We start from the raw sequence: 19,079 nt of genomic DNA on the forward strand, positions 1-19,079 counted from the left end.
ATCATCGGACGACACGGTGGTCATCCGAGGCAGCGGATGCCCTATGGTGCTCGCAGCAATATTGGAAACATCCATCCCATGAAAATCAGCGCGCGCAACCAGATCAAGGGCAAGATCACATCGGTGACGAAGGGTGCGACCACGGGGCATGTCCACATCGATATCGGCAACGGCACGATCGTTCACGCGTCGATCACCAACGAAGCCATCGATGACCTCGCCCTGAAGGTCGGCGACGATGCGATTGCCGTCATCAAGTCGTCCGACGTGATGATCGCCGTCTAGCAATGGTCGGCGACCGCGCCCTGGACTCCCGCCAACGCACGGGCCCGATACTGGCCTCGCTTCTGCTGGTGGGCGGGTTCGTCGCGGGACATGGTTCGCAGGCGCGCGCAGCCGAGCAACCGGTGGCATCGGCCGGGCTGTCGATAGAGGGGCGCGTCGTCCACCGCCAGGTCGTCACGCTTGCGGAGCTGCAAGGCCTGCCCGCCGTCACACTGACGATCGACGATCCGGGGCATGCATCCGCGCACAAGGTCTATACCGAGGCGTTGCTCTGGACGCTCGTAAGCAAGGCCGGTCCCGTCGATGCCCCCGGCCAGAAGACGCGTCTCCAGCACGTGCTGCTCGCGCGTGGGCGTGACGGATACGCGGTGGCGTTGTCGCTCGCCGAGATCGACCCGTCCTTCGAGGGAAAGCAGGTCATCGTCGCCTATAGTCAGGACGGCACGGCTACGCACGACCTGCGCCTTGTCGTTCCGAACGACAGGAAAGCAGGACGCGCCGTGAAGAACTTCGCCGCTATCGAAGTCCGGTAGCGCGTCCCGCATGAAGCAGGTGGCTTCAACCGCGGGACGTTCGCCCCGCGCCCGGGACGCGTCGTCAGACCTGTTCCGTCATCTTCAACAGAACCAGCCTGCGCCGCTGGATAAGGCGCGACAGACCGACGCCGATCGCCGCCAGCGGCGTCAGCACGCCGCAGGCAAGCAGGATCCAGCCGGATCCGCCACACCAGATGGCGACCGGGACCACAAGCATCGCATCGTCGGGATCGAAGCTTCGGATCACCGGAGACCTCTGCCGCGTCCCGGCATGGGGAGGGTCCATTGCGAGCTGACCGAACGTAAGAACCGTCGACACCGCGCCCGACAGGCCGAGGACCGGTCCGGCCAGGGGCTGCAACCCGAGATCCAGTGGCAGCGCGGACGCCGCGCCGAACCCCAGCCCGATGAAGATCAGCGAGGTGGCGATGCAGTCGGAGATCAGGTCGAACCTGAACCCGAACTGGCTGAACCGGCGCGACTGTCTCGCCAGCTCGCCATCGGCACGATCCAGCAGGGCGGACAGAAGAAACAGCCCGGCTCCGACCATCATCGGTCCGCCGGCCTGGGTCACGCAGACGGCAGCCGCCAGCCCGGTGGCCAGGCGCAACAGGGTCAAGGCATCGGGGGTCACGGGTGTCTTGACGAGAAGGCCGACAGGACGCCGTAAGGCACGATGGATGAGTGTCTGGTGGCTCAGGATCGTTTCCTCTGTACCAACACAAATTGGCGTGTACGAAGGCCGCATGCAAGCCGGCATACCGCAGGGAAGGGCTTGGCCATGAACGGGCCCGTGGCGTAGAGCTTGAACCGAACCGGGCAGCTGGGCGTTCGGTAATCGGCCGTCGAACAAGGCCATCGATACAGACCCGGGCAAAAAGCGTCCGGGTCCAGGGGAGAATTCGCGTGCGCGCCTTTCAGGGACAATTTTCGGATAACCAGCCGATCCGCCGCAATGTGGTGGAAAAGCAGAAGCAGCTGCGCGACCTTCGCGAAACGCTCGCCACCATGAAGGCCCATACCGCGCCGACCTTGCGGGACAGCGTCCGCAAGCGGATCAACGAGCTCGAGATCGAGCTGCGCGGGACGACTCCGTCATCGCCACCGCCACCGCGCCGGCCAGCCTGAACGATCGGGCCAGGGACCATAATCCCATCGCAAGGCTTACGGGGCAGTCCCGTGCTTGTCGTGTAAGCGGGCATATCCGGTCGAACGATGCCGTCCGACCGGACTCTGCTTTAGTCGAACTCGGTCGGCAGGTCCGGCCGGGCGCGATGCTCGAACAAACGTGCGATCTGGTGCGACAGGATGCGTCCGGTCGAGAGGTCCTGCGGGATTTCGTCTCTTGCGAAGAACCGGGCGTCGCTGGTTTCGATGTTGGGCGCCATGCCGGCAGCCTCGTCGCCGGGAGCCTCGTCGAGCAGCTCGCAGATGAAGAACAGCTTGTAGATCGAGAACGGACCGGCCGGATGATGTCCCTGCCGGCCGCGGTCATGCACCAGGGCCAGCTTGGTCGCCCGGACTAGGTAACCAGACTCCTCGGCCACTTCGCGCACCGCGCATTCGGACGCGGTCTGGTTGACGTCGGCCCAGCCACCCGGAATGGTCCAGCGACCCTGGTCGGCCAGTTCGCGGACCATGAGCAGCCGTCCGTCCCGGTCGAACACCGCGCCGCGCACATCCACCTTCGGCGTCGCATATCCAGTCTCGGCTGCGAAAAGCTGCTGCAGTTCCGCAGCACTCCCCGCAAGCGGGCTCGAGGCCGCCATCATCCGTGCGGCCAGGGCGGTCAGCGACCGGTAGCGCTCGACATCGTAGGGGTCGCAGGTGAAGGCGAGGCCGCTCTGCGCCACCGCCTGGATCTCGCGTGCCCACAGCAGCCAGTCCGGCTCGCTATTCGTCATGACCAATTCCTCCATCCAGCACGACGATCGACACCGTCTTGATCAACGCGGTCAGTCGCGCCCCCGGGACCAGTCCGAGCCGGTGCACCGAGTCCCGGGTCACCCGCGCCAGGATGACTGCCGCGCCCGGACTTTCGCTGTCCGGTTCGAGCACCACCACCGCCAACGCATCCGTGCCGACCGGTTGCACGGCGCGCACCCTCACAGGGACCATGTTCTGCGCACTGGTGACGATCGGCACCGCCTCCGGAAGCCGCAGCAGCACGACCTCGCGCGCTGGGATGGTGAGCCGCAGCCTGGTGCCGACCGGATGCAGGGTCGGCTCCACCTGCCCGGCTGCCGGCTGGACCACAGAGAGGGTGAAGCCACCGGCCGATACGCTGGCCAGGCCGCGCTCGGCGTCCTGGCCACAGACGACCGCATCCAGCAAGGCGGACGCATCCTCGCGTTCGGCCAGCCGTCCCGATGCCAGCAGGTCGGCCACCGGTCCGCAGGCCTCGACGCGGCCATCCTCGACCAGGGCCAGCGTGTCGCAGAGCCGCACGACCTCGTCGAGCGCGTGCGTCACATACAGGATCGGCAGGAGGAGCCGGTCCCTGAGCCGGCCGAGATAGAACAGGATCTCGTGGCGGCGGGCCTGGTCCAGGCCGGATAGCGGCTCGTCCATCGCCAGCAGGACCGGCCGCGACAACAGGGCGCGCCCGATCGCGACGCGCTGCCGCTCGCCGCCGGAGAGCGCATGGGTACGCCGGCCAAGCAACCGTTCCAGGCCGAGCAGCACCGACACCTCCTCGAAACCGGGCAGGCCTTCGGCATGGCCGGGCGGAGGGGCCCGATCGGCGCCGTAGCGGAGGTTTCCGGCCACCGAGAGATGCGGGAACAGGCGGCTATCCTGGAAGACCATGCCGATGCGGCGCGCTTCCGGCCTGACCCAGATCCCGGAACCCGACAGGATGCGGGTGCCGACCCGGATGTCGCTGCGATCGGGCCGGAAGGTGCCGCACAGGGCGGCGACCAGCGTGCTCTTGCCCGCACCCGACGGCCCGAACAGGCCGACGATGCCGGGCAGCGGGGCGGACAGAGCGAGGTCAAGGGTCCGGCCGGTGGCGAAGCGGTGCCGCAGCGCGATCTCGAGCGTATCCGGTGTCACACCTGCCCGACCCGGCGGAGGCGGCGCAGCAGCAGTTCCGAGACCAGCAGCCCGGCCAGGGCCAGCAGAAGCGAGACCGTCGCCAGCCGGGCCGCGGTCGCCTCGCCACCGGGAACCTGCAGGGCGGCGTAGATGGCGAGCGGCAGGGTCTGGGTACGGCCGGGGATGCTGGCGGCGAAGGTGATGACCGCGCCGAACTCGCCAAGGCTGGCGGCATAGCCGATCGCCGCCGCGGCCAGCACGCCGGGAGCCGCGAGCGGCAGGGTGACGCTCAGGAACCGGTCGAGCGGCCTGGCACCGAGTCCGGCCGCCGCGTCGAGCAGTCCGGGATCGATCGCCTCGAGAGACAGGCGGATCGTGCGCACCATCAGCGGCAGCGTCATGACGCCGGTGGCCAGCGCGGCGCCGGTCGTGGTGAAGACCAGCCGGGCGTGGAACAGCCGCCACAACAGCCCACCGATCGGGCCGTGCAGCCCGAGCAGCACCAGCAGCAGCCAGCCGGTCACCACCGGTGGCAGCACCATTGGCAGGTGAACCAGCGCATCGAGCAGGGGGCGCCCGATCAGCCGTGGCCGCGCCAGCACCCAGGCCAGCAGCAGTGCCACCGGCAGCGTTCCCGCCACCGCCATGAATGCGACCTTCAGGGTGAGCCGGACCGCAACCCACTGATCCGGCTCAAGCAGCATCGACCCTCGAACCGTTTCCAAAGGCCCGCCTCTGGCGGGGTGTGGGGCAGAGCCCCACGCTCAAATCATTTCCCAACGGTCAAAAACCCCGCCTTGCGAAACGCCTGCTTCGCAGCGTCGGTGCTCAGGAACGCCAGGAACCGCCCTGCATCATCCGCGTCCCCGGCATTCTGCAGCACTGCCGCCGGGTAGACGATGGCGTCATGGCTGTCGTCCGGGAAGGTTCCGGCGATCCCGAGGCCGGGCGCTGCCGTGACGTCGCTGGCATAGACGATGCCGGCCGGAGCCTCGCCGCGCTCGACCAGCAGCAGCGCCGCGCGAACGTTCTCGGCAGGCGCCAGGCGAGCCGAAACCGAGTTCCACAGTCCGAGCTTGGTCAGTGCCTGCCTGGCATAGATCCCTGCCGGCACCGAGGCCGGATCGCCGACGGCGAGGCGCCCGCCCGGGCCGATGATGCCCACGAGATCCAGCCCCGGGGCGATCGTCACCGGCTTGAGCGCGTTGCTCCGTTCGACCAGCACCAGGCTGTTGCCGAGCAGGGTTTCGCGGCTGTCGGTGCGGATCAGGTGGCGGGTGGCGAGCCAGTCCATCCATTTGAGGTCGGCCGAGATGAACAGGTCGGCGGGAGCGCCCTGCTCCACCTGCTTGGCCAGCACCGAGCTGGACGCGAACGACAGGGTCGGCGCTGGAAGACCCTGGGCTACCCAAAGGGTGGCAATCTTGCGCATCGCATCGGTCAGGCTGGCGGCGGCGAACACGGTGACTGTGCGTTGGGGGGCCGGCGCCGCCTGCGCCGGACCTGCGATACCGAGCGCAAGCGCGAGCAGCATCACGATCCGCCGGCTGTTTTCACCCAATGTCATCGGTCGCTCCATCGTCCGCCACCATCTTAGCCTATAGCCCGGGTGCGCCCATCCGGGTGCTTGCGGATCGGACCTCCTGAATGGCAATATTTTCCGCCGCGTCATCCGCTGCGTCATCCGCTGCGTCGCCTGGCGCGGTTGCCGCCACGCTCCGGCGGGTGCGCGAGCGGGCGCCGCTCATACACAACATCACCAACGTGGTCGTCACCAACAGCACCGCGAATGCCCTGCTGGCGATCGGCGCGTCGCCGGCGATGGTCGAGGCGGCGGAAGAGGTGGCCGAGTTCGCACGGATCGCCGATGCGCTGGTGATCAACCTCGGCACGATGACGCCGGCACGGGGGCACGCGATGGACCTCGCTGCTGCCGCGGCGCGGGAGGCCGGGACACCGTGGGTGCTGGATCCGGTGGCGGTCGGGGCATTGTCCTACCGCTCGCAGGTCGCGGTCGGGCTGCTGGCGCATGCGCCGCAGGTGGTCCGCGGCAACGGATCGGAGATCCTGGCCCTGGAAGCGCTCTCGGCCACCGACGGAGACGGGGTCGGGGTCGGGGGCCGGGGCGTCGACAGCGCCCATGGGTCCGAACTGGCGGTGGAGGCGGCGATGCGGCTGGCAGCCAGGACCGGCGCGGTGGTTGCGGTCAGTGGGGCGACCGACCTCATCACCGATGGGTGCCAGGTGGTCGGCGTTCGCAACGGACATCCGATGATGCAGCGGGTCACCGGGCTGGGCTGCACGGCAACCGCCCTGATCGGGGCTTGCCTGGCGGTGGAGCCGGACGCGTTGGCGGCCTCGGTGCATGGCATGGTACTGATCGGCTTGGCCGGCGAGCTCGCCGCGGAGCGCTCGCGTGGTCCCGGTTCGCTGCAGATGGAACTACTGGATGCACTCTACCAGTTGGACGATGCCATGCTTACGGCGCGGACAATGATCGTTCCGGTTATGCCTGGTGACCAACTAATCAATCTTCATTCATGACTATGGAAACTTTTTGTGAAATCGCGACTGTGCCCCACGGTTCAAGTTGACAGCAGATGATCTATGCAGAAGAAGATCGGATATCGGGCTGAACGCGATTCAGCTCTATCCCCCTGGGATTATTCCAATTCGGCTGATCCGGCCCAAATACCTAGATTTGTTTTCAGCAACTGCCTGACGCGGCAATAACTTGTCTCTTCGTGCCCTGTCATGCAGCGGCCTTTCAGCATTGTAACACTGCCTCCGCTTGCCTTGCGGTCAGTATTAGGTATATTGGACCTCTGCTTGACGAAAAAGTGTATCCTCGTTCAGGATGCGCCCATCCTGAACCGGACGGTCATCAACTATACTCATGGATATGAACTGATCTTCAGGATCCATATCCGGGCGGCCATGCGATAGGACAATCGTGTTCCGATTGGACCGCATCCAAAGTGGTGGTCAGGCCTGCGGTTTCGAAAGCACCGGACGCAGAGAGCGCGACGGATCGTTGGACAAGCTTTTATTTACACACATGCAAAGACGTGGACTTTGAACAACAATAAACAGACGACCATCACACTGAATACGCCCCCTGATCAGGATGTCGCCTCGGATGAAAGGGTTCGCCAGTCGTTGAACCGGCTCGGACAGGTGCCGCTCCAGCGCCACTCATCGACCTCTTCTTCCGGGCCGTCGCCCCGCCACAGGTTCGTGCGCGATGGTGAAGTGCCGACGGTCTATACCAGCCGCAACTCCGAGCCTGCGAAATCCTCCGAACCCGCCGAGGCCATGACCGCAGTCCGGGCCGAGGTCTCGCGCGAGCGGGCCGCCCGGACCGAAGCGGAAAACGCGCTCGAAGACGCCAGGACCATGACGAGGAGCCTACAGACCCGGCTCGGCCACATGGAACTCGAACTCCAGGAAGCCAGGGCGCGCGCCGACAGGACCGAGAGCGAACTTCGGGCAGCGCGCGAAGCGATACCGGTGCGAGTTGCTCGGACGCGGCAGCCAAGCCCAGTCGCGGTGGCAGACGTCGCCGACGAGCCGGAGCCGGTAAAATGGTGGCTGAAATCCTGATCAGGGCGGAATGATGGTGTTCGGAACGTCCTCGATCCGGGAACCGTTCATTGGCTTGAATCCGAAATCGATCGGATGGATCTCGCAGATATAGTTTCCGGTCCGTGTTCCCTGCCCCTCGATCCTCAGGAAACGCCCCGCGACAAAAGCGAATGTCTGATAGGCCGCAGTGAAATCGAGATAATAGAGCTTGATGTCCAGTGCGGGGCTTTTGAAGATAACCACTTCGCCGGTATCACCGAGGACATGCGTCAGCATCACCCGACCCGGCTCGGATACGACGCCGAGGCTGGATTTGATGATGATCCGGGCATCGAAGATCAGCCGCCCCAGATCGTCGCGATCGGACGTAAAGCAGGCGCTGAAAGCCTGGAGTTGCGCGTGGTTGTGGATCTGCTCGTTCTTGCTGATCGCCAAGGTTCGCCGCCTCCGTTCATGACATCCGCCGTAGCCACCGTCTGGCGCCCGAAGCCCGGAGCCGCCACCGCTCCAGCGTAGCCGGGCTTCAGCATAGGCGGTCCGGCCCGCATAGGCAGGGCGCTGCCCGAAACAGCCACCCGAGTTGCCCGACCGTTTGACACCATAGCGTACCCGTGGTGGGTGCCCGCATTTGACTTGGCATTCAGGCTGCCTGCCCGAGCCAGGGCGCTCGAGATTCAGAGGCCGGTGATGAAACAGCTACGAACCGGCGGACGATTCTCGGATCCCGCATCCTGCATGCTGCTCGTCGCCCTTGTCGTCGCGCAGATCGTCCTGTGTCCGGCTGTCGGCCACGCTCAAACCGGACCCGCGATGCAGGCTAGCCCATCGACGGGTGCGACCGCCGACGAGCCAGCCGCAGATACGGGCCAGGAGCGTCCCGACTCCACCCGGGGCAGTGCCGACGCCACGGGGGGTACCGCACCCGCCGACGGATCCGACGCTCTCACGCCCGCCGAGCGGCAGCGCCTGAAGATCCTGCTGGCGCAACCACATCGACGGGACCCGGCACCGTCATCACACCCCGCATCCGACCCCAAGGCAGTCGCCACGACCGCGAAGCCGGCTCCGACCACGGCAACGCCTGCGGTTCCGGAAAAACCCAAGGTCGTCACGCTGGCCCCCGACAGCCTGGCCGGTGAAATGCTGGCCCAGGCGGCAACCGTACAGAAGGTGCTGCAGGCCCGGTCGCGCAACTTCAACATGATGTTCGGCGACATGGCGCTGGCCGGCCGGTGGTTGCACCGCGAGATGGTCGTTCCGTCCGCACGGGCGGCACTGCTCGACGCGTTGTGGCGCGGCGCCGCCGTGGTCCTGGTCGGCCTGGCGGTCGAGCACCTGCTGCTCCTTGCCCTGCGACGGCCGTTGCGCGGACTTGGACGCGATGCCCGCGCCGCCGAGGAGGAGCATGTCGAGGCGGCTCATGTCGAGGAACTGGCCGCGATCGAGTCGTCGGTCCCGTCGCCCGAGGATTCGGTCGCGTCCGGCCTCAATCCCGCCACGGCCGTAGCGACCCTGGTGCCGCAACTGGACGGCGCCCTGCCCGGCACCCCGGCCGAGCCGGCCACCCCGGTGCCGGAGGCGGTCGATCCCGCACTGCGCGCCGAGGCCGCTCAGCGCAGCGCCAAGCAGGCCGAGACCCGGTCGCTCGACGCCGTTCACCGCCGCCGGACCCTGAGGCTGTTCCGCAGGCTGCCGTATGCCGTGCTGCGGCTGGTGCTCAAGCTGGCGCCGCTCGCTGTGTTCCTGGCACTGGGCAACCTCGCCGCCACCACGGTCGCCACGCAGCCGAAAACGCAGCTGGTGATCGTGACCGTCACCAACATCTATGGTGTCGGCCGCGTGCTCTGGCTGCTGGCCGACATGATCCTGGCGCCGAAGGCCCCCGGCGTTCGGCTTCTGCGGATCGAGAACGACAGCGCCCGCTTCCTGACACGCTGGTGGAGCTGGCTGGTCGCGATCCCGGTGGTGGCGATCTGCTTCACCGATATCGGGCGCATCCTCGACCTGCCGACACGCCCCAGCCAGGCGATCACGCGGGCGGTCATACTGATCGAGCACGTGCTGCTCGCCGTCCTGATCTGGCAGACGCGCCACAAGGTCGCGGCCGCGCTGCACCCGCCGAGACGCCTCAGGGAGCGCAGTTTCGGCCGCATCCTGGTCAGGCTGGCCGATTACTGGTGGATCGCGGCGCTGTTCTTCGACGGTGCGCTCTGGGTGGTCTGGGCGGCACAGATACGCGGCGGCTACGCGAAGATGTGGCAGCTGTTCCTGTCGAGCGTGATCGTCATCGTGGTGTGCCGCCTAGTTGGCATCATGCTGCTCGGCGGACTCGCCCGCGCCTTCCGGGTCGATGCCGAAGCCGGGGCCGAAGCCGGGGCCGGACACACCGGGGTCGAACACCGGGCCAGCCGCTACTACCCGGCGATGCGCCGGATCGTGACCTGGTCGCTGTTCATCATTGGCGCGGTGGCCCTGGCGCAGGCCTGGGGCATACCGGCGATCGGGTTCTTCACGCACGGCACGCTCGGCACGCACCTGCTGTCGGCCTCGACCACCATCCTGGTGTCGCTCATCGTCGGCGTGGTGGTGTGGGAGCTGGTCAACGGCGCCCTCGACCGGCAGATCAGCCGCTTCAGCAACAGCGGCCAGGTGCCGCGTGCAGTCCGGCTGCAGACCCTGCTGCCGATCCTGCGCACGCTGCTGTTCGTGGTGCTGGGCACAATCCTGGTGCTGACCATCCTGAGCGAGATCGGCCTCAACATCGCGCCGCTGCTGGCCGGTGCCGGGATCATCGGTGTGGCGGTCGGCTTCGGCTCCCAGAAACTGGTACAGGACTTCATCACCGGCATCTTCCTGCTGGTCGAGAACGCGATGCAGGTCGGCGACAACGTGACGGTCGCGGGCATCAGCGGTGTGGTCGAACACCTCTCGATCCGCACCCTGCGCCTGCGCAGCGGCGACGGCTCGATCCAGATCATCCCGTTCTCGTCGGTATCGACCGTCGCCAACCTGAGCCGCGACTATGCGGTCGCCGCGATCACCGTCAGCATCGCGTTCTCGGAAGACACCGACCGGCTCTGCGACCTCCTGAACGACATAGGGCACGAGCTGCGCACCGACGCGGTATTCGCGGAGATGACCCTGGCGGATTTCGGCCTGAACGGCGTCGACAGTCTCGGTGAATATGCGGTCACCATCAGCGGCACCATCCGCTGCACGGTCGGCGGTCGCTGGCCGATCCAGCGCGAGTTCAACCGTCGCCTGCGCCGCCGCATGGCCGAGCTCGACATCGCCCTGCCACAGGCACAACGATCCATCTCCATGCCGAAGCTCGCCGCATTGCTGGCGGAGCATGCGATCCCGCCGAACCCGACCGCGCCGCACGCTGTGCCGCCCGCGGCCGATGCAGGCAACCACCAAGCAAACCCGGATACACGCCATGAGTGACCAGACGCCGGCGTTCCAACTTGCAGCGGTGGGCTATGCCTTCCTGCCGTCGGCGGATATGCGGACCCTGATCGAACAGGATGGCCTCGAACCGGATGCGCTCGATCGATGGGACAGTTTCGCGGAAAGCTGGGCGCATCTCGGCATCGATCGCTACATGGCCGACGGCGGCCGCTACCGCAGGCGTCGCCACGCAGTGTTCGCGGTCGGTCCGCAGATCATCGAGCGCAAGCCGCACCAGCCGCACTACCAGAGCCGCGACTACAACGAGCTCAATGGCGGCATCGAGCGCTGGTTCACACCGATCGAGAACCAGATCGCTAGCCATCCGACACTGCTGGCGATCCTGCGTGCCTGCCACACGCTGTTCGAGGGCCTGACCCCGCCGGTCGCCCGCCCGCCGGTCTGGCATGTCGAGCTGCACCAGTTCCGGATCGAGGCGCATGACGGTGCCGACGGGCAGCCGACCCCGGAGGGGCTGCATCGCGACGGCGTCGACTGGGTCCTGGTGCTGCTGGTCGGGCGCGAGAACATCGCCAGCGGCGTCACCAGCATCCACGACCTGCAGCGCCGCCTGCTCGGCAGCTTCACGCTGGAGACGCCGCTCGATGCCGCCTTGGTCGATGATGGCCGCGTCTATCACGGCGTCACCGCGGTGCATCCGCTCGATCCGGCGAAGCCTGCGCATCGCGACGTGTTGGTCGTGACGTTCCGCAGGCAATAGGCCGGGCGCGCCCATGCTGTTCAACAGCCAGCTCTTCCTGCTGGTCTTCCTGCCGATGGTGCTTGCCGCCTTCTACGGTTGTGCCCGGCTGCCCGAACCGGCCGGACGGACGGCGCGCCAGCTCGTGCTGGTGATCGGGTCACTGGTGTTCTATGCAGCCTGGAACTGGCTGTTCGTACCGGTGCTGGTGCTGCTGGCACTCGCCACATGGTGGATCGGACGGCGCTATGCCGACACCGGCCGCGCGATCTGGCCGATCGCCGGCATCGTGCTCAACCTCGCCATACTCGGCGTCTTCAAATACGCCAACTTCATCGCCGCCAACGTGGAGTCCCTGGTCGGCGCCAGCCACAGGGCCTGGTCGATCGTGCTGCCGCTCGGCATCAGCTTCTTCGTGTTCCAGAAAATATCATACCTCGTCGACCTGAAGCGCGGTGGCCACGACTATGCGCGCCAGCATCGCTACCGGCTGCTCGACTTCTCGGAATTCGTCACGTTCTTTCCCGCCCTGGTTGCAGGACCGCTGGTGCGGCACAACGAAATCATCCCGCAATTCGAGAAGCCGGTGCTGACTGCGCGCACCGCGGAAAACCTGTCGCGTGGCGCAGTGCTGTTCCTGATCGGCCTGACCAAGAAAGCCGGCATCGCAGACACCATCGCGCAGATCTGCGACCCGCTGTTCGCCAAGGCCGCTGCCGGAACCGTGCTGAACGGTGCCGAGGCCTGGGCTGCATCGATCGCCTACAGCATGCAGATATTTTTCGACTTTTCCGGCTATTCCGACATGGCGATCGGCCTCGCGCTGATGTTCGGCCTGACCCTGCCGGTCAATTTCAACGCACCCTACCGGTCGACCTCGCTGCGCGACTTCTGGCGCCGCTGGCATATCACGCTGAGCCGGTTCCTGCGCGACTACCTCTATATCCCGCTTGGGGGAAACCGATCCGGGCTGGCCAGGCAATGCGTCAATCTCGGCCTCACCATGCTGCTCGGCGGCCTGTGGCACGGTGCCGCCTGGACTTTCGTGGCCTGGGGCGGCCTGCATGGGTTCGGCTTGGCAGTGAACCATCTCTGGACCCGCGCCGGGCTTCGCATGCCATCGTGGCTCGGGTGGATCGTGACCATGCTGTTCGTGATCGTCGGCTGGGTCGTGTTCCGCAGCCCGAATTTCACCACCGCCTGGCATGTGCTCGGCTCGATGGCGGGGCTGCATGGGATCGGCGGGCTGCATCTCCGCAATGCAATCGTGCTCTGGATCGCGGTTGCCGTCGCACTGGTCGGGCCGAGCAGCCAGAAGGCCGCACTCTCGATGCTGCGCCCGTCGCCCTGGCTTGCCGTCCCGGCCGGTGCGGCCTTCATCTTCCTGCTGTTCCTGACCGGCGGCCGCGTTCCGAATGAGTTCATCTATTTCCAGTTCTGACCCGGAGCCCGCGCGCTGGCGGCAGTTCCTGCGCCTGTTAGCGGCAACCGCGGCCGGCCTCGGCATCGCCGTCTATGTGTTCATCGTCACGGTCGATCCGTGGAACATGCTGCCGTTGTCGCCACCCCTGGCACGCGCGCCGATCTCGACCAACGCGCGTTTCTCGATGCCGTCGCTTGCCATCAGCTCACGGTTCGACTCGGCGATCATCGGTACCTCGACCAGCCGGTTGCTCCGTCCGGACATGCTCGACCGGACGCTCGGCGCACGGTTTGTGAACCTGTCCATGAACAGCGCCACGCCCTGGGAACAGGGGCAGATGCTGACCCTGTTCGCACGCCACCATCCGTCGCCGAAGGCGATCGTGGTCGGGCTGGATAGTGCGTGGTGCCTGGCCCGCACGGACCAGCGCACAGTGACCGGCCGGCCGTTCCCGGAGTGGATGTACAGCGGCAGCCCCTGGCGCGGATATTTGCACATGGCCAATCTGTATGCGCTGCAGGAAGCGGCCAACCAGTTCATGCTGCTGATCCATGCCAAGCGACAGCGCTACGGATCGGACGGTTATACCGACTTTCTTCCTGCCGAAGACCGCTACGATCCGAAGCGGGTCGACCGGAGCTTCGCCGGATGGGATCCTCCCCAGCGGGAGCCGGCCGGCTCGGCGACGATCGATGCGCCGGCGCTGGCGATCCTGGCCGACCGGTTCCGGACACTCCCCGTACTCACCCTGAAGATTCTCTACCTGCCGCCGATCACGATCGAGCAGCTCGGCGCGGAGGGCACGATCGATGCAGCAAGATGGGCGTCGTGCCGGGTGGCGGCGACGCGGATCGCCGAGGCGACGCCGAACACCGTGCTGGTGGATTTCGCGTATCCCAACAGTGTCACCACCACCCGGTCCAGCTTCTGGGACCCGGTCCATTACCGTGTGCCTGTCGCCAACCGGGTGATGCAGGCATTGGCGCGTGCTGCGTTGACCGGCAAACCGGCCGCCGGCGATATCGACCGTGTTCTGGTTCGACCATCTCATCCAGATGAAAGGTGATGCAGCCAACATCTCGTTGTTGCGTTGATCTTCCCGCGACGCATGGGAGCACATCGATGGGAACCGCCTTCAAGATCTTCCTGACCGGAATGGCGCTGGCCGTCATCTCGACGGTGTTCAGCCACAGGATCGTCAGTCGAACACCACCGCTGCAGGACGATGCCGGCAACCCCGCGCCGAACTGAGCCAGAGGTTACGTCCGCGGGCATCATCCAGGCCGGATGATGCCCTACCGCGCGCCGGCACGCAGGGGCGGCTTGATCGTCGAACGGACCACGACGAACCGGCTCAGCATGTCGAACCAGAACGGCGCGCCCAGCATGACTGCGAACCCGGTGACGGCCCAGCCGATCAGCATCTGGATCACGGCCATCGGATCGACCCGTGTCACGGCATCGTAGCCGGTCTCCCCGGCCGCACCCGGTCCGTCCTCGGGTGCAGCGGTCTCGGCGCCTCGTTGCAGATGTTGCGGCGGCGGCTCCCAGCCGGTCGGGAACTGGATCAGGTTCAGATCGTGTTGCAGCGCCGAGAACGCGTCCTGGGCCTGTACCGACAGCGGATGCCCGTTGTCGCGTGGCAGCAGTTCCGTCGCCTGCGCGACCGCACCGTCCCGTAGCGCCTTGTCCTGGAACAGCGCCCGGCCGACGCTGAACGCATCGATATTCATCACCCCCGCGGTGACCAGGCCGATCGCGAACAGGATGATCTGGGTTCGCCGCTTATACCAGCCGGATACGCGGTCCATGCAGGCATCGAACCAGGCTTCGAGGTTCCGGCGCACCCGGTCCAGATCGCCGTCCGCAGTGTCGAGCGCACTCAACAGTGCCCGCCGGATACGGTCATCCGGCATGTCTCTTGCCGTCGCCTTCAATGATTCGATCGACATGACGCGCAGGACCGCTTCCGGGCCGCTTGGCGCATCACCGATCGGCCCGCGCAGGGTGATGTCGAGAAACGCGCGGGCGAAATTGGCAGCTGGTATGTATGCCGGCAGGCTCGCGCGTGCGCGGATCGGCATGCAGAGCCCGACCGTGCCGGCGAGCAGGCTGCGACGCGGCCGCAATCGGCCCGGGGCATAGGTGCCGGGATACAGCGAGAACACCAGCGGATGGTCATACAGCGCCCGCGCTGCGCCGACGCCGGTCGGGTCGTCGAGCAACTCGCGGATGCCACGCTCCAGGTCGGCGGCCCGCATGTTGAGCACAGCCTCGATCGCTTCGCGGATCGCCGAGCAGATCAGGCTGACGAACAGGAACAGCAGGCTGAGCCCGATCGCCACGTCCAGAACGACCGATCCGAACATCCCTGCACTCCCTGCCCTGGCCCATGCGAGCCGAGGCGGAGTCTGGCTGTCTCATCCTGTCAGCGCAACGTCCGCAACCGGCCGGCCCTATAGCCGACGGGCAGCCTGCCGCGCCACGATGGCCGTGGTGATCCCGAACAGCATGTGGATCAACCCGTGGATCGCGATGCTCGACCTGCTGTCCCGCCACAGCACCGGGCTTATCCTCGCCGACGGCCCGACCAGGCCATAGGCGAGAAGGTAGAACGCGCCCCCGAAGATCGAGCCCGCCACCAACGGCGACGCATCGTCCGGTGTCAGCGTGCCGTAGATCGCGCCGGACAGGCCCGAGAGCGCCAGGTGGCCGCCATGCACCGCCATCTGCTCGCCGATGCTGGGATCGGTATTATCGGCCTGCGCCGCGCCACCGAGATTGGCGATGCTGCGACGCTTGAGCTTGATCAGGTCCGAGGGCTCGCCGGTGGCAGCTTCGAGACCGGCCAGGACCGCGGACACCAGGATTCCGGCCGCCGTGGCACCGATGACGCCGGCGGTAATCCGGCGGGCGGCGGCGTTCAAAGGCTGGGTGATGGTACCCGGCCGTGCGTCCGGGGTATTCGGTCGGCGACCTTCACGGCCGAGCGCGCTGCCGAACGGGCACGCCGCCGCATCGGACAGCCCGATCGCCGCGGTCGGCTCGTGGATCGGGCAGCCATTATGCCTGGCCCGGAAGTCGGCGGACATCCTGTAGGCATCCTTGCGGGCGCGATTGATGGACCCGAGCGGCTGGTGGTCGGCGATGCCATGCCACGGGCTGAACGACAGGCCGTCATCGGCCTGCATCGCGCGTGCCTCGCTCCAGGCCGGCTGCGGCGCCACGGTGATTCGTGCCACCGCGACATACGGGCTCTCCGTCTCCGGCCAGGGCACCGAGGCATCCTCGACCGGCATGCTTTCCGGATTGGTGCGGAGCTGCACCCGCAGTTCCCATTCGCCGCCCTGGGCACCGAAATAGTCGATGACCGCGCCGCGCAACCCGTTCGGCTTGCCGGCGAGGTCGACCGGCTGGTCCTTGAGCCGCTTCAGCGTGGCGCTGACCGGCGCCAGCGACAGCTTCGCCACGTGCTTTCCATGGCGGTAGGGCGTCTGGGTGTAGAAGGTCTCGCCGAGCGGATGGGTCATCGGCTGGCCGCCCAATGCCTTCAGGGGGCCGGCATCCTTGCCGAGCGCACCCAGCGCGGCCACCGCGCCGCGCAGCAAGGCGGAGAAGCCCTTCTTCCACAGCTGGCCGGTGTTGGTGGTCGCCGCGAGCAGCTTCAGGCTCTTGTTGAAGTGGGCGGCGTCCGGCGCCACGAACGCCGACCCGTTCACCAGGATGAAATCCTGCGTTGTCTCGCCTTCGGAGCCGGGCAGCCGCTCGCCGTCCACGCCGATGATCTTCATGGCGATGCCACGCGGCGCAGACACCGTGTCGTCAAGGATGTCACCGGGATTGGTCGAGATCCGCAGCACCACCGGATAGGTGGCCGGACGCGCGAACACGCCCTGCGCCAGTTCCGGCGGCAATCCCTCAAGCACCTGTAACTCGCCCTCGAGCAGGCCATGGCTCTTGGCGTGCACGCTGCGAACCGAGTGACCGTAATCGCTCCAGGTGGTTTCCAGGATGCCCTGCATCAATGCGTTGATCGATGCGATCGCCTGTTCGTCGCCGGGCTGGGGCTGCTCGACGGATCGATCGAAAGGCAGCGGCTTGGACAGGGAAGTTGCAACCACGGGAAGCTCCGATCTCGCACGGGACTGACAATAACCCGTTGCAACGATGACCGGCTTAGGGAGGTTGCCTTCACGAACCCAGGTTTAACGCATCACGAACACGACCGGCCTTACAGCATATTTTATTGAAAAGTCGCAACGTGTGCACGGCAGATGAAGCGACATCGACGCCGAAGCGTCTCAGCCCGACAGGTAACAACCGCTTCATCACTTAAGTCAGCGCGGCGTGATATGTCGGTCCATGCACCCAGACTCCGACGCTCAGTAGACAGAGCCGGACGTGCCCACCGCAGGCCGGGCGCATCCATAGCGCGCCGCCAGTGTGTCGCTGCCGCGTGCCAGCAGCGATACGTCGGTCCCAACCGCAACGAAACAGGCGCCGGCGGCGATAGCCTGGCGTGCCAGCGTCTCGTCGCCCATCAGGATGCCGGCGGCCTTGCCCGAGGCAACGATCCGGCGAACCCCCTGGTCGATCGCCGCCAGCACCGCCGGCGCAGTCGGATTGCCCGGATGCCCAAGAGATGCGGAAAGATCCGCCGGTCCGATGAACAGCCCGTCCACCCCATCGACCGCGGCAATCGCCTCCAGATTATCCAGTCCGAGCCGGGTCTCGATCTGCACCAGCAGGCAGATCTCCGTAGCGGCCTCGCTCATGTAGTCACGCCGCCGATCGAAGCCGGACACCCGCGCCACAGCCGCCCCGACACCGCGCACGCCGTGCGGCGGATAGTGCACCGCCCGGACCAGCATCGCCGCCTGCTCGGCGGTCTCGACCATCGGCACCAGCAGGGTGCGGGCGCCAATATCGAGCAACTGCTTGATCATCCAGGTCTCGCCGGAGGGCGGCCGAACGACGGGATGCGATGGGTAGGCCGCGACCGCCTGCAACTGAGCCAGGATCGACCGCAGATCGTTCGGCCCGTGTTCCCCATCGATCAGCAGCCAGTCGAACCCGGCCCCCGCGCAGATCTCGGTGGTGTAGGAATTGGCGAGGGAGAGCCACAAACCGACCTGCAGGGTTCCCTGCCCCAGCCTGGTCTTGAAGGAGTCACCTTGTGCCGTCCGATCCGTCATGCCGACCTCGCTACGCTGTAACTTCATGATCAACCATTGTGCGCCATTGGAGAAATTCAGCACCCGATTTCCGTCGAGTGCGACCAGATCATCGGGTCGCTTCCCGATCGCAGCGATGTGCCCCCTCGCATCATCCACGTTCTCCACATCTGCTTGACCAATAACCTGCAAGTGTGTAGTTAGTGTGTGTGGATAGCCGACAGATTATCGCAGCGCTTCAGGTCGACGGATGGTCGCACGTCGCGACGAAAGGTGATCACTGGCAGTTCAAGCACCCGATCAAATCAGGCCGTGTGACGGTGCCCCATCCGAAGCGTGATCTGCCGATCGGCACACTGAAAAGCATCGAGAAACAGGCTAGGTTGAAGCTGAGGACATGAGGATGGCAACCTATATCGCGCTGCTGCGAAAAGACGCCTCCAGCGACTACGGCGTCGATTTTCCTGATCTTCCTGGTTGCGTGACCGCAGGCCGCACCCTGGAAGAGGCCCGCATCGCCGCCGCCGAAGCGCTCTCGCTGCATCTGGAAGGCTTGGCCGAAGATGGCGAAGCTGCCCCTGAACCTTCATCCACAGACCAGGTGATGGCCGATCCGCACAACCGTGACGCCGTAGCATTCCTGGTCGATGCCGCACCATCGACCAAGCCGGTCCGGGTCAACGTCATGCTGCCAAGCGACCTGCTGCGCCGGATCGACCAGACCACCCGGAACAGAAGCCGCTTTCTGGCCGAAGCCGCACGGGAAAAATTGGAGCATATCTGATCGGGCGGGTTTCGGGTCAGAGGGTGCCGACCTGAAGAACCTGCTCGACCGGCGCGTCATTGAGTTCACGAAAACCGACTGCCCGCGGCTTGGGAAAAGATGCCGA

Annotated in this window: 21 protein-coding genes; 12 read left to right on the top strand and 9 right to left on the bottom strand. The window is 66.2% G+C overall.

The window, feature by feature from the left end; all coding sequences use genetic code 11:
• Positions 1-78 precede the first annotated feature (78 nt).
• Together HN018_RS19090 and HN018_RS19095 are read left to right on the top strand one after the other, a co-directional pair.
• Entirely contained in the window at positions 79-285 is a 207-nt protein-coding gene (locus HN018_RS19090) for a TOBE domain-containing protein (protein WP_171835801.1), read from the top strand.
• Positions 286-287: 2 nt separating this feature from the next.
• Positions 288-818, top strand: a complete 531-nt coding sequence (locus HN018_RS19095; RefSeq protein ID WP_171835802.1) for a molybdopterin-binding protein — start codon at positions 288-290, stop codon at positions 816-818.
• A gap of 64 nt (positions 819-882) precedes the next feature.
• On the opposite strand, the gene HN018_RS19100 is transcribed toward HN018_RS19095, so the two are convergent.
• Positions 883-1,455: a CDP-alcohol phosphatidyltransferase family protein gene (locus HN018_RS19100; protein WP_171835803.1), complete on the bottom strand. Its 573-nt coding sequence runs from the start codon at positions 1,453-1,455 to the stop codon at positions 883-885.
• Between the two features lie 272 nt (positions 1,456-1,727).
• Between HN018_RS19100 and HN018_RS19105 the strand changes: the two genes are divergently transcribed.
• Complete coding sequence (locus HN018_RS19105; RefSeq protein ID WP_171835804.1) at positions 1,728-1,949, top strand: hypothetical protein; 222 nt, start codon at positions 1,728-1,730, stop codon at positions 1,947-1,949.
• Between the two features lie 110 nt (positions 1,950-2,059).
• On the opposite strand, the gene HN018_RS19110 is transcribed toward HN018_RS19105, so the two are convergent.
• The 4 genes from HN018_RS19110 to modA all read right to left on the bottom strand — a co-directional run bounded on the left by HN018_RS19110 (position 2,060) and on the right by modA (position 5,424).
• Entirely contained in the window at positions 2,060-2,725 is a 666-nt protein-coding gene (locus HN018_RS19110) for an NUDIX hydrolase (protein WP_171835805.1), read from the bottom strand.
• Positions 2,715-3,875, bottom strand: coding sequence for a molybdenum ABC transporter ATP-binding protein (gene modC / locus HN018_RS19115; RefSeq protein WP_171835806.1), 1,161 nt, complete (start codon positions 3,873-3,875; stop codon positions 2,715-2,717). Before modC ends, HN018_RS19110 begins: the two co-directional genes overlap by 11 nt.
• Complete coding sequence (gene modB, locus HN018_RS19120) at positions 3,872-4,561, bottom strand: molybdate ABC transporter permease subunit (protein ID WP_171835807.1); 690 nt, start codon at positions 4,559-4,561, stop codon at positions 3,872-3,874. The genes modC and modB overlap by 4 nt, the downstream gene beginning before the upstream one ends.
• 65 nt (positions 4,562-4,626) lie before the next feature.
• Complete coding sequence (gene modA / locus HN018_RS19125) at positions 4,627-5,424, bottom strand: molybdate ABC transporter substrate-binding protein (RefSeq protein ID WP_171835808.1); 798 nt, start codon at positions 5,422-5,424, stop codon at positions 4,627-4,629.
• An 80-nt stretch (positions 5,425-5,504) separates the two neighbouring features.
• On the opposite strand from modA, the gene thiM reads away from it, so the two are divergent.
• On the top strand, positions 5,505-6,401 hold the full coding sequence (thiM, locus tag HN018_RS19130; RefSeq protein WP_171835809.1) for a hydroxyethylthiazole kinase: 897 nt from the start codon (positions 5,505-5,507) through the stop codon (positions 6,399-6,401).
• Between the two features lie 531 nt (positions 6,402-6,932).
• The gene (locus HN018_RS19135; protein ID WP_172443495.1) at positions 6,933-7,460 is read left to right on the top strand and encodes a hypothetical protein; all 528 of its coding nucleotides are present in this window, start codon (positions 6,933-6,935) and stop codon (positions 7,458-7,460) included.
• Here HN018_RS19135 and HN018_RS19140 read toward each other — a convergent pair whose 3' ends face one another.
• A complete protein-coding gene (locus tag HN018_RS19140) occupies positions 7,461-7,877 on the bottom strand; it encodes a hypothetical protein (protein WP_171835811.1) in 417 nt (138 codons plus the stop codon).
• A 252-nt stretch (positions 7,878-8,129) separates the two neighbouring features.
• Here HN018_RS19140 and HN018_RS19145 point away from each other — a divergent pair, with 252 nt between their 5' ends.
• The 5 genes from HN018_RS19145 to HN018_RS29125 are packed head-to-tail and all read left to right on the top strand — an operon-like array spanning position 8,130 to position 14,266.
• A complete protein-coding gene (locus HN018_RS19145) occupies positions 8,130-10,889 on the top strand; it encodes a mechanosensitive ion channel family protein (RefSeq protein WP_171835812.1) in 2,760 nt (919 codons plus the stop codon).
• Complete coding sequence (locus HN018_RS19150; protein ID WP_171835813.1) at positions 10,882-11,613, top strand: 2OG-Fe dioxygenase family protein; 732 nt, start codon at positions 10,882-10,884, stop codon at positions 11,611-11,613. Before HN018_RS19145 ends, HN018_RS19150 begins: the two co-directional genes overlap by 8 nt.
• Before the next feature lie 13 nt (positions 11,614-11,626).
• A complete protein-coding gene (locus HN018_RS19155) occupies positions 11,627-13,033 on the top strand; it encodes an MBOAT family O-acyltransferase (protein ID WP_171835814.1) in 1,407 nt (468 codons plus the stop codon).
• A complete protein-coding gene (locus HN018_RS19160) occupies positions 13,008-14,081 on the top strand; it encodes a hypothetical protein (protein WP_171835815.1) in 1,074 nt (357 codons plus the stop codon). The genes HN018_RS19155 and HN018_RS19160 overlap by 26 nt, the downstream gene beginning before the upstream one ends.
• A 56-nt stretch (positions 14,082-14,137) precedes the next feature.
• Entirely contained in the window at positions 14,138-14,266 is a 129-nt protein-coding gene (locus HN018_RS29125; protein WP_275434156.1) for a hypothetical protein, read from the top strand.
• Positions 14,267-14,310: 44 nt separating this feature from the next.
• Here the strand turns inward: HN018_RS29125 and HN018_RS19165 are convergent, their stop codons facing one another.
• The 3 genes from HN018_RS19165 to hpaI all read right to left on the bottom strand — a co-directional run bounded on the left by HN018_RS19165 (position 14,311) and on the right by hpaI (position 18,348).
• On the bottom strand, positions 14,311-15,384 hold the full coding sequence (locus HN018_RS19165; RefSeq protein WP_171835816.1) for a hypothetical protein: 1,074 nt from the start codon (positions 15,382-15,384) through the stop codon (positions 14,311-14,313).
• Positions 15,385-15,471: 87 nt separating this feature from the next.
• Positions 15,472-17,136, bottom strand: coding sequence for a catalase family protein (locus HN018_RS28475; RefSeq protein ID WP_204259580.1), 1,665 nt, complete (start codon positions 17,134-17,136; stop codon positions 15,472-15,474).
• Positions 17,137-17,397: 261 nt separating this feature from the next.
• On the bottom strand, positions 17,398-18,348 hold the full coding sequence (gene hpaI / locus HN018_RS19175; protein WP_275434157.1) for a 4-hydroxy-2-oxoheptanedioate aldolase: 951 nt from the start codon (positions 18,346-18,348) through the stop codon (positions 17,398-17,400).
• A gap of 50 nt (positions 18,349-18,398) precedes the next feature.
• On the opposite strand from hpaI, the gene HN018_RS19180 reads away from it, so the two are divergent.
• Together HN018_RS19180 and HN018_RS19185 are read left to right on the top strand one after the other, a co-directional pair.
• Entirely contained in the window at positions 18,399-18,590 is a 192-nt protein-coding gene (locus tag HN018_RS19180; RefSeq protein WP_171835817.1) for a type II toxin-antitoxin system HicA family toxin, read from the top strand.
• Between the two features lie 2 nt (positions 18,591-18,592).
• Positions 18,593-18,973, top strand: a complete 381-nt coding sequence (locus HN018_RS19185) for a type II toxin-antitoxin system HicB family antitoxin (RefSeq protein ID WP_171835818.1) — start codon at positions 18,593-18,595, stop codon at positions 18,971-18,973.
• The last annotated feature ends 106 nt before the right edge of the window (positions 18,974-19,079 follow it).

Origin of the sequence: Lichenicola cladoniae (assembly GCF_013201075.1) — a bacterium.
GTDB classification, from domain to species: domain Bacteria; phylum Pseudomonadota; class Alphaproteobacteria; order Acetobacterales; family Acetobacteraceae; genus Lichenicola; species Lichenicola cladoniae.

Bases quoted from the DNA above. Each gene is read 5' to 3' on its own strand.
- HN018_RS19090 (WP_171835801.1), top strand. From the start codon at position 79: ATGAAAATCAGCGCGCGCAACCAGATCAAGGGCAAGATCACATCGGTG.
- HN018_RS19095 (WP_171835802.1), top strand. From the start codon at position 288: ATGGTCGGCGACCGCGCCCTGGACTCCCGCCAACGCACGGGCCCGATA.
- HN018_RS19110 (WP_171835805.1), bottom strand. From the start codon at position 2,725: ATGACGAATAGCGAGCCGGACTGGCTGCTGTGGGCACGCGAGATCCAG.
- modB (WP_171835807.1), bottom strand. From the start codon at position 4,561: ATGCTGCTTGAGCCGGATCAGTGGGTTGCGGTCCGGCTCACCCTGAAG.
- modA (WP_171835808.1), bottom strand. From the start codon at position 5,424: ATGACATTGGGTGAAAACAGCCGGCGGATCGTGATGCTGCTCGCGCTT.
- thiM (WP_171835809.1), top strand. From the start codon at position 5,505: ATGGCAATATTTTCCGCCGCGTCATCCGCTGCGTCATCCGCTGCGTCG.
- HN018_RS19145 (WP_171835812.1), top strand. From the start codon at position 8,130: ATGAAACAGCTACGAACCGGCGGACGATTCTCGGATCCCGCATCCTGC.
- HN018_RS19150 (WP_171835813.1), top strand. From the start codon at position 10,882: ATGAGTGACCAGACGCCGGCGTTCCAACTTGCAGCGGTGGGCTATGCC.
- HN018_RS19155 (WP_171835814.1), top strand. From the start codon at position 11,627: ATGCTGTTCAACAGCCAGCTCTTCCTGCTGGTCTTCCTGCCGATGGTG.
- HN018_RS19160 (WP_171835815.1), top strand. From the start codon at position 13,008: ATGAGTTCATCTATTTCCAGTTCTGACCCGGAGCCCGCGCGCTGGCGG.
- HN018_RS29125 (WP_275434156.1), top strand. From the start codon at position 14,138: ATGGGAACCGCCTTCAAGATCTTCCTGACCGGAATGGCGCTGGCCGTC.
- HN018_RS19165 (WP_171835816.1), bottom strand. From the start codon at position 15,384: ATGTTCGGATCGGTCGTTCTGGACGTGGCGATCGGGCTCAGCCTGCTG.
- HN018_RS19185 (WP_171835818.1), top strand. From the start codon at position 18,593: ATGGCAACCTATATCGCGCTGCTGCGAAAAGACGCCTCCAGCGACTAC.